The 14,306-nt window shown below is 30.5% G+C and carries 15 protein-coding genes; 3 read left to right on the top strand and 12 right to left on the bottom strand.

Annotated features, from left to right (window positions below; all coding sequences use genetic code 11):
• The first annotated feature begins 1 nt into the window (after window position 1).
• A complete protein-coding gene (locus A1D26_RS03510; protein WP_157402703.1) occupies window positions 2–508 on the top strand; it encodes a DUF2301 domain-containing membrane protein in 507 nt (168 codons plus the stop codon).
• Here A1D26_RS03510 and dacB read toward each other — a convergent pair.
• Window positions 505–1,950: a serine-type D-Ala-D-Ala carboxypeptidase gene (gene dacB, locus A1D26_RS03515; RefSeq protein ID WP_157402704.1), complete on the bottom strand. Its 1,446-nt coding sequence runs from the start codon at window positions 1,948–1,950 to the stop codon at window positions 505–507. The genes A1D26_RS03510 and dacB overlap by 4 nt on opposite strands.
• 192 nt (window positions 1,951–2,142) lie before the next feature.
• Here dacB and greA point away from each other — a divergent pair, with 192 nt between their 5' ends.
• Window positions 2,143–2,619 carry a transcription elongation factor GreA gene (greA, locus tag A1D26_RS03520; protein WP_157402705.1) on the top strand — a complete coding sequence of 159 codons (477 nt, stop codon included), beginning with the start codon at window positions 2,143–2,145 and terminating at the stop codon, window positions 2,617–2,619.
• A 78-nt stretch (window positions 2,620–2,697) separates the two neighbouring features.
• Window positions 2,698–3,951, top strand: a complete 1,254-nt coding sequence (locus A1D26_RS03525) for an O-antigen ligase family protein (RefSeq protein ID WP_157402706.1) — start codon at window positions 2,698–2,700, stop codon at window positions 3,949–3,951.
• A 49-nt stretch (window positions 3,952–4,000) separates the two neighbouring features.
• Here the strand turns inward: A1D26_RS03525 and wbaP are convergent, their stop codons facing one another.
• From wbaP to A1D26_RS03580, 11 genes are all read right to left on the bottom strand, one after another.
• Window positions 4,001–5,407, bottom strand: a complete 1,407-nt coding sequence (gene wbaP, locus A1D26_RS03530; RefSeq protein ID WP_157402707.1) for an undecaprenyl-phosphate galactose phosphotransferase WbaP — start codon at window positions 5,405–5,407, stop codon at window positions 4,001–4,003.
• 17 nt (window positions 5,408–5,424) lie between these two features.
• Complete coding sequence (locus A1D26_RS03535) at window positions 5,425–6,186, bottom strand: glycosyltransferase family 2 protein (RefSeq protein WP_157402708.1); 762 nt, start codon at window positions 6,184–6,186, stop codon at window positions 5,425–5,427.
• Between the two features lie 182 nt (window positions 6,187–6,368).
• Complete coding sequence (locus A1D26_RS03540) at window positions 6,369–7,403, bottom strand: glycosyltransferase family 4 protein (RefSeq protein WP_157402709.1); 1,035 nt, start codon at window positions 7,401–7,403, stop codon at window positions 6,369–6,371.
• 14 nt (window positions 7,404–7,417) lie between these two features.
• Window positions 7,418–8,365 carry a glycosyltransferase family 2 protein gene (locus A1D26_RS03545; protein WP_157402710.1) on the bottom strand — a complete coding sequence of 316 codons (948 nt, stop codon included), beginning with the start codon at window positions 8,363–8,365 and terminating at the stop codon, window positions 7,418–7,420.
• The gene (locus A1D26_RS03550; RefSeq protein WP_198303077.1) at window positions 8,358–9,488 is read right to left on the bottom strand and encodes a hypothetical protein; all 1,131 of its coding nucleotides are present in this window, start codon (window positions 9,486–9,488) and stop codon (window positions 8,358–8,360) included. The genes A1D26_RS03545 and A1D26_RS03550 overlap by 8 nt, the downstream gene beginning before the upstream one ends.
• Window positions 9,489–9,526: 38 nt before the next feature.
• Entirely contained in the window at window positions 9,527–10,477 is a 951-nt protein-coding gene (locus tag A1D26_RS03555; protein WP_157402712.1) for a glycosyltransferase family 52, read from the bottom strand.
• Window positions 10,478–10,480: 3 nt separating this feature from the next.
• Window positions 10,481–11,674 (bottom strand): oligosaccharide flippase family protein, encoded by a 1,194-nt coding sequence (locus A1D26_RS03560; protein ID WP_157402713.1) that lies wholly within the window; start codon window positions 11,672–11,674, stop codon window positions 10,481–10,483.
• A gap of 3 nt (window positions 11,675–11,677) precedes the next feature.
• The gene (locus A1D26_RS03565) at window positions 11,678–12,352 is read right to left on the bottom strand and encodes an acylneuraminate cytidylyltransferase family protein (RefSeq protein WP_157402714.1); all 675 of its coding nucleotides are present in this window, start codon (window positions 12,350–12,352) and stop codon (window positions 11,678–11,680) included.
• 1 nt (window position 12,353) lies between these two features.
• Window positions 12,354–13,466, bottom strand: a complete 1,113-nt coding sequence (locus tag A1D26_RS03570; protein ID WP_157402715.1) for an LPS O-antigen chain length determinant protein WzzB — start codon at window positions 13,464–13,466, stop codon at window positions 12,354–12,356.
• Window positions 13,467–13,574: 108 nt separating this feature from the next.
• Window positions 13,575–14,030, bottom strand: coding sequence for a transcriptional regulator NrdR (gene nrdR, locus A1D26_RS03575; protein WP_157402716.1), 456 nt, complete (start codon window positions 14,028–14,030; stop codon window positions 13,575–13,577).
• Complete coding sequence (locus A1D26_RS03580; protein WP_157402717.1) at window positions 14,030–14,305, bottom strand: YcgL domain-containing protein; 276 nt, start codon at window positions 14,303–14,305, stop codon at window positions 14,030–14,032. The genes nrdR and A1D26_RS03580 overlap by 1 nt, the downstream gene beginning before the upstream one ends.
• Window position 14,306: the final 1 nt, after the last annotated feature.

Here is a 14,306-nt window from a genome sequence, read left to right on the forward strand (position 1 = left end):
TATGGCAGATCCACATATTCAATCGCCAATGGATTTTTGGGATTACCTAACGGTAATCCTTTACCGTTTAGGCTTTTGTCTTGCCACAATAATGATTGGCTTAATACCGTTTTATCCTGAAATAGCACAATACGGATTACTGGTCGCAGGAACAATGCTCACCTCATCGCTCCATTTATACCTCAAATCTATCCGCTTAATGTTTCAATTTGTGGTATGGCTAGGACTACTCTGTCAGATTTTCAGTTTTACGGAATTCGCACTTGGTGCGGTATTTACCGTTATCGCAGGGCTATGCTACAAAGAGTATTTCTGTTTTCGGATTATTGGGCTTAATTTTCAGCCTATCTTACTCCCACTGCTTTGGTTGAGCTTATTATTTAACTGGCAAGAATTTGTCCTAATACTTGCGTTAATTTGTAGCTTGCTCCTACTGCTACTTTCTATTCAAAAATGGCGAATGCCACTACATTTTGATATTGGTGATAAACGGAAATATCAGATTTAATCATTGTAGAGTGCCATATATAAACTATTTTCAAATTGGTTGAGTGGTGCTCTTTTCGTTTTACGCTCAGGATCAGTAGATGTTGAATAACCATTGATAAACTGCACAAATGCAATTTTTTCACCTCGTTTATTCGTCATAAACCCAGCCAGATTATACACGCCTTTTAGTGCCCCTGTTTTTGCAATCAGATTATTTGCCAATGGCTCTGCTGAAATCGATCCTCGACCAGATAATGTTCCATCAACTCCAGCGATAGGAAATGTTTCAAGCAATTTTAACTGTTCTTCATTTTTAACAATAAATTCTAGAGTTTGTAACATTGTTTCCGCATTCACTTGATTGTGGCGAGATAATCCTGAACCATCAACCACTATGCTATTGCCAAATTGAATGTTGGCATTACTTTTAAATAATGAACGAATAGTATGGCTTGCCAGTGGGAATGACGCCGGACGTTTTGACTGCTGATTAGCCACTGTTCTGAATATCGCATCTGCAATTTGGTTATCTGATTTTTTCATCATTTTTTTGAGCAATACAGAGAGCGGTTGGGAATAATGCTCTGCCAACAACACACCTGACGGAGCCTTTGCAGGCACTTGAATTTGCCCAGTAAACTGAATACCCAATCTAGCCAAATAATTTTTGATTAAATTTGCACCATAGGTTGTTGGATCTTGTACCGCAAAACTTAAACCAAAAGGCTTATTTTGTTTAGCCAAACAACCTTTTATTTGGTAACGATTGTTATCGCTCACTACAGCATCTAATAAACAGTAATCTGATTCAGGTTTCTCTGCCACATAAGCAGAACTAAATACTTGTACAGGATAGGCAGAAGGCACATCAACGGTAATTAAGCTCCCAGCAGATTTATTCGCATCTAAATTCACATAAAAACAGTTGTTATCAATATTTACAGCTGCAGGCGGGGCACTAAAACAGATATTCAGATCATTCCAAACCCAACCAGCTGCTTTATCGTGGCTAGTAAATACGGTGGTATCTAAAATAAGGTTGCCTTTAATTTTTTGAATACCTTGCTGTTTTAATTTAGACACAAGTTGAAATAATTGCTGACTGGTTAAATCAGGATCTCCAGTAAAACGAGTGATTAAATCACCATTCAAACTACCGTTTTCTATCTTACCATTGGTTAAAAGAGCGGTTTGGAATTTAAAATCTTCCGGTAAAGCTAATTTTGCCTCTAATGCAGTAAATACTTTTTGCGTACTTGCTGGTAACATAAAGGTTTTACTTTGATATTCTGCAATAATTTGATTTGTGGTTAAATTCTTAGCAATGATACTCGCCGAAGCCCCTTCGGGTAAATGCGACATTATTGGTATCAGATCAACCTGTGCTTGAGCGGTAAAAGTTGACAACGAAAAAAGTGATAGCCAACCCAGTTGGCGAAATTTGTTTAAAGATGAAATCATAATCAAGGTTGCTATTTTTTAAAAGAAAATGAATAATACGGGTTTAGTTAAACTTCGTAAATACACAATGGCAGATATTTATGGGCGTTAGTTTGAGAGTTTCAAACAGCTGATTGTAAACAAGCGGTAAGTTTCACGCTGTTTTTTACAATACTATTGTGTAACGACATACATCATACATAAGGAAATAAAATGCAACAAATTCCAATGACAGTGCGTGGTGCTGAGTTATTACGTGAAGAACTTGAATTTCTCAAGAATGTACGCCGTCCTGAAATTATCAATGCGATTGCAGAAGCTCGTGAACACGGCGATTTAAAAGAAAATGCAGAATATCACGCAGCACGAGAACAACAAGGTTTCTGCGAAGGTCGTATTCAAGAAATTGAAGGAAAATTAGGGAATGCTCAAATTATTGATGTCACAAAAATCCCTAACAATGGCAAAGTGATTTTTGGTGCAACAGTCACGCTGGTAAACACTGACAGTGATGAAGAAGTGACCTACCGCATCGTTGGCGATGATGAAGCAAATATCAAAGAAGGTTTAATTTCCGTAAATTCGCCTATCGCTCGAGGACTAGTTGGTAAAGAAGTCGATGATACCGTTAATATTAAAACCCCAGGTGGTAATGTTGAATTTGATATTATTGAAGTGCAGTATCTTTAATTCCATTCTAAAACTAAAGGGGCTTAGCCCCTTTTTCTTTAAATATAACTAATAAGACCTATTTTACAAGGACATAACATGCTTACACTAGTAAATAAAATTACACATAAGCATATTGCTTTTGCGATCAATATCTTAGTTGCATTATTTTTCGTAACAGTACTCGCATTTAAAAAAGGATATAGCTATGTACCAATGACATTGGCTGCTCTGAGTATGGGATATTTATCAATATATTCTTTTAAATTAAAAAAAAAATGGATACTGGATAAAAACGATAAATGGATGATATTTTCGTTTTTATTCTATTTTTCTGGATTTTTAATGTCTGTAATTTTACATAAAGATGGATTTCGAGAAATAGACAACCCAAGCAGGGTATTATTATTAATCCCCTTAATCCTACTTTTCTCACAATTTAAGATACATCCAAAAACTGTTTTCTACGCAATACCGATTGGTTCAGCCGTAACAGGGTTATTAGCAATCTACCAAAAAGTTTTTTTAGGTGAGGATAAAGCATTTACTGAAGTTACTCATCACATACAGTCAGGAAACATTTCTGTAACATTATCAATGTTAAGCCTAGCTATTAGCATATACTGGTTAATCCAAAAAGAACACAAAGTTATGGCAATATGCATGATATGTAGTTTATTAGGAATTGTATCTAGTGCAATTTCTGGGGCTAGAGGTGGATGGATTTGCTTACCATTTATACTCATTACTATTTTATTTTTCTATCGCCATTTTTTAAATAAAAAAATAGTTTTAACAGCTAGTATCATATTTATAGCAATTGTTTCTGCTATTGCTAGCATTCCTAAATTTGGTGTTATTCAACGCTATTACCAAGCAGAAAAAGATATTGTTCAATATATTGAGAAGGGTAATAAAAACTCATCCCTCGGTGCACGATTTGATATGTGGGAAAACGCATTACTAGGCATTAAAGAAAAACCAGTACTTGGTTGGGGAAGTAAAGGTTATATAGAATTAAAGAAACAACAGGTAAAGCAAAAAACAATGGTTAAACCAACTTTACAATATAATGATGCACATAACCAATATCTAGACTCTTGGGTTAAAAGAGGGCTGTTAGGATTCGTTGGATTATTATTAGTTTTACTAGTACCTTTAAAATATTTTATAAAAAACATAAAATGTGAAAACATAGAAGTAAAATCGATATCCATTTTAGGAACCATCCATATTATAGCAACAATGTTTTATTTCCTAAGCCAAACATTCTTAGCCCATAACTCTGGATCTATATTTTATTTCTTTTCTATAGTTTTATTCTATGGCCTGTTAAGATCAGCTAAAATATAATCCGAATAAAAAAGCAGAAAAGATAATTGTGCTTTTCTGCTTTTTAAACTTAGTATGCTCCATCCCTTTTCAAAACAATATTTACCGTTTTAAATAAAATTGCAATATCATTCCACAAAGACCAATTTTTTACATACCAAGAGTCAAAATAAACACGAGTTTTATAATCCACATCATTACGGCCACTAACTTGCCAAAGTCCGGTCATTCCTGGTTTTGCCATTAAGTAGTAATCGATATCTTCTTCATAACGTTCTAGCTCTTCTTTTACGATTGGTCTCGGTCCAACTAGACTCATTTCCCCTTTTAAAACATTCCATAATTGAGGTAACTCATCTAAACTTGTTCTACGAATAAAAGCACCTACTTTTGTAATACGCGGATCATTTCTAAGTTTAAAATCTTTATCCCACTCTGCTCTTGCTTCAGGATCAGTAGCTAACAAATGTTCTAAAACTTCTTTAGAATTAACTACCATTGAACGAAATTTTAAGCAGTTAAATTCTTTACCATTACGCCCAATCCGTGGATGTCCATAAATTGCATTACCACCGTCTTTTTTAATTAAAAAATAAAGAATTAATAATATTGGAGATAGTACAGTAATAACTGCAAGTGATCCGATAATATCCATAGCTCGTTTTAAGATACGAGAAGACCTTTTCGCAAGGTTATTATTTATGCGCAAGAGCATAACCTCATAGCTAAATAGAAACGACATATCTGTACTATATAAAGGAAGCCCCCTTAAGGTCGGAATCACTGAAACCGAACGACATTTATGTATTGCTAACTCTCTTAACCAAAAATCTCGCTGTTCACTTTCTCCATTTTCCAATGCAATAATAAAAGAAACATTTCTATCTACTACATCCCATAGATTTTCCTTACTTATCACTGGAATATCTAAGTTTTCAACCATAGAAATATTAGATCTGACAAAAAATATAACTTTTAAGCCTAGATATTCCTCAGTGGTAAGAGCGTTATAAGCATCAACAGCATTCTTCCCACTCCCAATAATTACTGTATTTTTTAAGTATAACCTAGAATTGATTAATAACTTCTTTGTTAAAATTCTTCCTATCGGAACAATAATTAATACAATTACCCAAATAAACCCCCAGAAATATCGAGAAAAGTATAGTTTGGAAAAGGCTATTACAGCCAATTCTATAGTTGCTAAAATAATCAATGTTCTAATGACTTCTTTTAGTTCAAGCCAAAAGGGCTTTCTATATGTATAATGTCTTAATCTTACTAAAAACCACAAAACACAAATAAGTGACAATGAAAAATGAACAATAATCCATTCATTTACTTGTTGACTTGGGATATATCTAGTTGACTCTAATGGCAGCACTCCAAGTAACAATATTGCTATTAAAAAAGATAAATTAAAAAACAAAAAGTCAATTATAATTTGTATACACTTGCTGATAAATTCTTTACTCATTTTATAGCCCAATTAAATCAAAAATTCCCTTTACCTAACTTATGTTTAATAAAACCATTATATGCATAATATATAAAATAATATAAAGATTTTATCACTCCCAATTTCTCATATTTATAATAAATATCCCATGTCCATAAAGCACTCTTTATTTTATTAGAAGAAACACTAATATTTCCAATTCTAACATAAGAATCAAAACGTTGACTTTGAGATAAGGAATAAGGAATCTTCTTCAAGCACTCTAAATAAAAAGCATAATCTTCATGCTTTATATCAGGGAAACGAATCCCATCTATACTATCTTTTTCAATAAGAACGGTCATTATTTTAAATTGGTTTCCTTTTAATAGACTGAAATAGTCTACTTGAATATCTGTGGATACCTTTTTTATCTTATATCCATCGTTATTACAAAAAATGTAGTTACCATGACTCATAGATATTTTATTCTCTTTCATAAAAGAGAGTTGAACTTGAAATTTTTCTTTATCAATAAAATCATCTGCATCCAAGAATGTGATATATTTTCCATTTGCATGATCTAAACCTATGTTTCTTGATCTAGCTGGCCCTAAATTAATATGATTATTAAATACTTTAATTCTATTCTCATATAAATAAGAACCTATAATATTTAAAGTATTATCACTAGAATTATCATTAATAATTAATAACTCCCAGTTTTTATAGGTTTGCTGCAAGACTGATTCAATAGCTTTAGATATATAACTCTCGGCATTATATGCAGGCATAATGACTGAAATCAAGTCATTCATAGTTTCCTCTTTTAAAGATACATTAATTCTTAAAAAACTAATAATGTAATAATCCTAATAATCATGTTCAATTAGAAGTTATAAACATTGTTCGATTTACAACAAGTAATCATACTAACAGCTAAAATTAGAACCATCTAAGTTTATCTAGTAAGATAACCGATAGAAATATATTGTATTAATTAATAAAGTAATATTTTTTCCCAATGCATTAGAATAGTTTTACTAGAAAATCTTTCTGCAGCACTCAATGCATTATTAGACATGTTAAGTCTCTTAGTATGATTTGTAGCCAAATATAAAATTGCTTTAGCAAGCTCATCTATGTTTTGGTTTTCAACTAATAAACCATCCTTATCATGTTTAATAATTTCTGATGGTCCAGTTGGGCAATCATACGAAACTATTGGCAATCCTATAGATTGAGCTTCAATTAATACCATAGGAAGTCCCTCATACTTAGAAGACATTACAATAAAGGCACTATTTTTATATATATCTTCTAAATTTTTTACTTCTCCTTTCAAATTTACAGATCTAATTTTTCTTTCTAATATCAAGTTAGATAAATTATCCCTATCTTCACCAGTTCCATAAATATTTAAAGTCCATTCATTTAATTGAGAATAACATTTCTCCCAAGCATATAAGAGATGTTGGAAATTCTTTTGTTCAGTTAATCGCCCAATAGCAATAATATTTCTGTTCGTAATATCATATGCTTTATCATTTATTTTGAAGGGTGATACATTATTTATATGAGCAACATTATTATGCCATAATGCATATTCATTAGCATCTTGAGCACTTAAGGATATAATAGTATTAAAACGCCTATATAAAATTTTACTTAGAAATCTTATATATCTAGGCCTAATAGAAAAAGATACATGTTCTAATGAAATTAATTTTGCAGTTGTTCTCAGAAGAGAACATAATAGACTTAATTTACCCATATTATGCACAATCACAACATCTGGTGGCTCATGAAGTATGTTTAATTGCAACTTATATAGAAAACTTAAGAAATTACCATTAATAATTTTAATATTTATTTTCGAATCAAGTTCATAAGCAATCTCAGAAGAATTTCTAGTAATAATAGTAATATCCATATTCATTTCATAAAAAAATAAGTTGGCCAACAGACAAGCCACTCTTTCTGAACCTGCCTTATTCTTCAATGAGTTAATAACAAATAATACCTTCTTAGTCATATATAATATCTCTATTATGTAAATTTTAGATAATTTTTTTTACTAATTAAAATCAACAAAAGTTTAATTTTGAATTTTATTGGAACAAGACCTGTTTTCAGAACAATAATAGCATGCTCTTTAAGTATATTCTTAATTTTTTTTTCTTTTATAAAGTCTCTAACATTTAAATTGTATAATCTAATTAATATCTCTATACACGAGTGAATATAAAAAAATGATGATAACCATATAAGATTAGGATAATTATCAATAATAAAAATTTTAAACTTATTTGCCGTATCTAAAAGATTATCATAACTAGGGGTATAACCACTCTTAGTCGCAGAACTTTCTCGAATAATATAGTAATAACTTTTCATAGAATTTATGACTATATTTTTACAATTATGTACTGCCTTATAAGAAAATACAAAATCTTCTCCTATTCTTTCTGAAGAATCAAATCTTAGTGTTCCCAACACATCTCGAGAAAATAATTTTGCAACACATTCCCATCCATATCCTTTATTTGTAATCATATTAACCATTACATCTATTTTATTGTATAAACGACTTTCAAATTTCAATATTTCATCAAGCATTTCATTATCAGAGACCTTCTTATAGCTAGAAATACACATATCTGCATTGTATCGAATAATATCAGAATGCAGTATTTTTATATGATCTTTATGAATGTAATCATCGCTATCAACGAAAAGAAAATACTTTCCATTCATATTTTCAAGCCCCAAGTTTCTAGTATCACTAACACCAGAATTAACTTTTTTGAATAGTTTGATTCTATTGTCCTTCCGAGCATATTGATTACAAATATCTACACTTGAATCACTGGAACCATCATCAATCAAGATAATTTCAAGATTAGAATAAGTCTGAGATATTAAACTATTAAGGCATCTCGGAAGAAAATTGGCAGTATTAAATATTGGAACAATAACACTAATCAAATCACTCATACTCCGCCCTATGTATTAAATAATTTTCATTTTTATATTCAGATATCTTATTTTCATATAAAAGAAATGAAAACAAAAATAAAGTTAGATTAAAATAAATATCCAAAAACGTTTTCTCAGACAAACTGTATATTAGCACAAACACAAGAACAATTATTTCTTTATATAATTTATGTTTACCCAACAAACTAAAAAGCTTATAACTTACCATTACCGAGAGTGATGTAAATACTATACCAGTACCCAGAATAATATATAAATACAAATTATCAAGCACAATCTGATTCTCAATTAAAAACTTTTCTATATCATTTCCCCAAAGAGTTATACCCATACTATTTAATACAATATCTCCCATTGAAACCCTTCCTGAAAGCAAAGTATTTATCTCATATATAAGAGAATATTCACCAGAATAAAAATAAACTAAAAAAATTGATAATAAAAGAAAGATAAGGAAAGTATGGTTATATAAAAAAGATATCCTATATAGGTTGAGGTAATTACATTTATGATAAAAATATATACTCATCAAGAGCAATGAACCAACAATAAAAGTCGTTCTTGATATTGTATATTCATAGATAAGGTATAATATACCAAAACAAAAAATAACATCCAAAATGTTAAATTTCTTTCTTAGGATACAATAAATGCATAATAAAGAAAAAATTCTCATTGGAAAGTTATTTGGATGTTCATATCCAAATGTATATCTAATATCTCCCTTGGAATCTAAAATATATAAACTGTAATCTCCATAAGATATATCTAAAATAAAATTTCCGATTATAATTAGAGATAAAAGCCCACCTAAGAATAGTTTCATCCTCATAACATTAGATATCTTTACATTTTTAATTGCGAGTAAAAATAAAAAAATATTCAATATTGATATATTCTTTGAGAAAAAACTTATTATAAACAATAACCCTCCAATAAAAATCAAAACCAATCTATTTTTAACCTTCGCCTTCTTAAAATCAACATTCAAAATTATTACAATCAATAAAAAAAGAGGACCCAAAATATACTTATAAAAAGTATAAAAAACGGCTATGATTTCATCATCTATTCTAGATTCTCCCCAAAACATCAATAAAAAAACAGGAATAAATGACATTAAAAAAAGCACATAAGTTAAGCTATCTTTATAAACATTCATACATCTATAACCGTAATATTATTTACTGTGAAAACTTCATATATATTGCTAAATTCATCATTTAAAAATTTTGTTCTAACTGAAAACAATTTAACATTATCTAGATGAGCTATATTTAATATAGTCCCACTAAACAAAGTATAAATTTCAAAATGATAACCTTTAGAAACATATGATATAATATAATCCTCAAATATAAGTTTCGAATCAATATACTCAATATTTTTCTTATATAATTCTCTTGGATGAGGGTAATAGTAGTCTATATCAAACTTATCTAAAATAATATCAATATCATCATATAACTCAGGATTAATTTCATATACAGGTTGGCCTATAAAAATTTTTATAGGCATCATGTTATTATTAAGCTCTACTTTATCTAATTCTTTTACATTATAATCACTCATAAGACTTATATAACTAGTATTATCGATTATATTCTTCTTACCCTTATATATACTAAAATGAATTAATATTCTACCTTTTAACTTTTCCATAGATAAATTACTTCTTAAAACAAAAAGAATAGATCTCAAAACTTTATTGATTTTAGGTTCATTATACAAATAACTATCATATGTTATATTTGCAGTACCATCATCAAAAGTGTATATATTTGCATCAAAAAATCTAGATATAAGAGTTCTTACTCTAAAACTCTCAATATTAGCTAAAAATATCCTTTTATATTGAGGTAAAAACAAAGATAATACTTTTATATACAACAAATCAAATAATGTAAAAATTTTACTCTTTCTTAAAGGGAAAGTTTTAATATAGTTTGATTTCTTACATTTTTTTCTAATTCTCTCATAGTAATATCTATATTTACAATTGTCATACGATGTTAAGACTATCAAATGAAAATTTTCTGATGAATAAATCTTGATGATTTTCTCTGCTATCATCATCTGAAATGGTGTAGTTACTATAATTAAATTCATTCATCAAACTCTTCTAGTAATAAAAATTAACACAAGCAATATCCCTAAAGCACCAATAATACTTGCCCAAGGTATATAACTAATTTCTGTAAATATCAATCCACTTAAGACAGCCAAATAAATACCTGTCGATAATACAGAACAAAATGAAATTTGCTTTGTTTTCCCGTGGTAAAATAAATAATTAACTAAGAATAAATATGGGATTGTTAAACTAGTAGAAAACAAAAATAAAATCACATAGTATTTTACACCAATAAACTCACCACCTAATATCCAAGTAAACACTGTTTCTGGAATAACTAGTGCGACCAAAGAAGGAATAGGTACAGCTATTAATGAATATAAGGTATATGTGTGCAAATCTTTTAATTTTATTACACCCTCTTTTAACTTTTCAAATAAATAGGGAACTAGTGCTTTATTTATTGCCAAAATAGCAACAGATAAAATAGCCGAAATTTGCACGCCCATTGCATATAAGCCAAGCTCAACTTGACTAAATTGGTGATAAATAAAAATTCGGTCCAACTGCCCTTTTATAAACATACTGCCATGATGCAGTAGCATTGGTAATCCAAAAGCCATAAAATACAAAAAAGCTGTTTTGTAGCTTCTTATACTATAAATTCGCCCTTTATTTTTTCTGTTATATAAAATATATGCTGATGTAACAACTATACTGTTAGCAAATAGTAGAGCAAGAAATCTTTTTTCAACTAATTGTGTTTGATATATTTCTAGCATTGCTACTGTCATTACTGCAGCAATAAAGCTAGAAGATAATTGTATAATTGTATAGGAAATAGCCTGTTTCTGACACTGTCTAATACTTAATTGTACCGATAAGAAAACTTGAAATATTGCGGTTAATACGATATAAGCTATTATTTCTGACTTTACCACCCAGCAAATAATAAGTATTAAACTTCCCATACAAAGGGCATAAGCATATCCCGTATTTACAACCAAATTAAGTGAACGCTTTCCATAAACATAAAAATAACGAGCAACAGCACCATCTTGACTTAAACCGATAAAGATCACAAATAATGATAAGAATGTTTGGTAGTAAGATAGCTCACCATAGCCCTCTACCCCCAATTTTCTTGATAAATAAGGTAATAGTAGGAATGGAACTGATTTGGAAATTATTTCTCCACTTAAGTAAATAAAACTATCTTTTATTGCTGCCATTTATTAATGCTCGTTTTTAATTAAATTCTCAGCTATTTGTAAATCTAATGTTGTATCTATATCTATAGAACGATACGTGGGCATTAAATAAAATCTTGTTGGATAGATAAAAAAACATTTTTCATTTAATAAAGACACAATGTCATTGATATAGATAGCACCATTAGCTCTATAGGCTTTTGGCAATTTCTGACGAGGAGATTCAAAATCCTCTAATTCTCTACCTGGCACAATATTATCTCCCTCCATCACAAATGATTTGTAAGGATGATGCTCACATTCACATGCAGCGACAACAGATTTGCAATGTCCACCTAAAAATATCTCCATTGCGTTTCGAATATCTATACTTGTTCTAAGCGGACTTGTTGGTTGTAACAAAGCAACCGTACCCACTTTTATATCAAGCTCTTCTAAGCATTGTAGAATCGTATCAATTGTTTTTGTATCACTCTGAGCTAATTCACTTGGTCTCAAAAAAGGTGTTGCTCCATATTTTTCAGCCTCAAGTAAAATTTCTTGTCCATCAGAAGTTACAACAATTTGGTCAAACATAGCAGATTCTTTCGCAGCTAAAATAGCCCTCCCCACAAGAGAAATACCACCAACAAGCTGTAAATTCTTATCTTTAATACCCTTTGATCCTGCTCTAGCAGGAATAATAGCAATTCTAGTCATTTTATTTTCTAAATATATTTATCATTAACACAACTAGACTAGATATTACCAATCCAATAACTAGGCCAAGTGCTAAAATAATTGCTTTCTTAGGCTTATCTTTAAGCAGAGGAAAATCAGGAGAAGCCTGGTAGCTGAATGCTTTAGCACTAGATTCTTTAGCTCTATCAAACAAAGGCTCTAGCTCCTTGAGTAATTCTGTTACTTGATAGTATCTTGGTGGGTAAATAACTTCATTTTGCGCAATTACATCAATTTGTGCTTGTAAGTACTTTTCTCCTAACATAAAGAGATATGTTCCATCGCTCAATTTAGAATCCGAAAGTGGAATTTTATTCTCTGATAGAGCAAGCTGCGCTACTGTTGAATCATTCAAATTAGTAAGTCTAGAATATTCCTTAATGCCTGCTTCTTTAGCAATATTTAAAGCATTATTTAAATTATCGATTTGCACCCTTTTTTGAATATTTAGGTCTCTTTCAAATTTACTTTTTTCATACTTTAAATCATTAATCAATTTGTTAAAAAAGATTAAAAAATCCTGTAACTCTAGCTTATATGCAGCGAGATCTATAAAACCAATAAATTTCTCCAAAACATTCTGTGCTTGAGATGGGGTTTCTGCCGAAAAATTAATGCGTCTGCCAATTAAATCAGGTTCTTTTTTAGGATCTGGTTTCGTGATACTAATATCTTTAACTAAATCCGATAGAATTAGACGCTTTTCTTGCTCTGTTTTACCCTCTACAAGAGAACTATAGTAATCAGATTGCATGAAAAAATTTCTACGTTCATCTAAGGACTCAGAAAGTAAATTAAATCTTGCAAATAGCCCATTTGAGAGAGAATCTGCATTAAATTCCCCACCAGTAATACGCACATATTCCTGTCGAATGCTTAAATAATCACCTATATCTGTCATTTTAGGTGCAATAATTTCAGCTTTTGACGTCCATTGTTCTTTCGCCGTAAAAGCATAAATAGCTGCTATCGCAGTGCTTAAAAAAGCTGATAAAATAATCCAAAGTTTTTGATCCCACAAAACTTTAATTAATTCAATAAGATCAATCTCATCATTATCTATTTGACGAGGTGTTGATTGAGTTTTTTCCATATTAGTATCCCCAAATAACTAGTTCGCTCCATTATAAGTCAACGCTCTTGAATACACAAATTTGCTAACACACATTTACACACTAATCAATAAAAATAACAATTATTTTTATTTCTCCAATCTCAACTTCTCAATCTCATTTGTAAATTCGGCAATATCATCAAAACTTAAATAGATTGAAGCAAAGCGGATATAAGCGACTTTATCAAGAGATTTCAAGGCATCAAGCACAAGGTTGCCAACATACTTACTTGACACTTCTCGTTCTCCCGTTGCTTGAAGTTGTAAAACAATGTCATTGATGGCTTTTTCAAGATCATCGGCACTCACTGGGCGTTTTTCTAATGCATGAGTTAGACCCAATCGCAATTTTTGAATGTTAAAAGGTTCCCGATTACCGTTATTCTTAATAATATGGGGAACAAGCAATTCTGCCGTTTCAAATGTGGTAAAACGTTCCTTACATTGTAGGCATTCTCTACGACGACGAATTTGATAGCCGTCTGCAGTTAGACGTGAATCAACAACTTTTGTCTCTTCTGCAGTACAAAAAGGGCAACGCATTATCTTTTTCCTTGTTGTTCTAAAAAGAGTTTATGTAAATTTTCCGTTGGCGGTGGCATTTGTAAGTAGAAACCTTGCGTTTGAATTTTTTGCAAAACGTCTTCTTTATCTGCCCGCTTTAATGGTTTATCACCATTCAGATTAAACAGCATAACAAATTGTGGCTTACCAAATAATTGGCGTAGCTCATCAGGCACTTGCTCAAATTGGTCACGTTTTTCAACAAAAAGATACATTCCTTCTTTTTTGCTACTTTTATAAATTGCACATAACATT

Origin of the sequence: Ursidibacter maritimus, assembly GCF_009761395.1 — a bacterium.
Lineage (GTDB): Bacteria > Pseudomonadota > Gammaproteobacteria > Enterobacterales > Pasteurellaceae > Ursidibacter > Ursidibacter maritimus.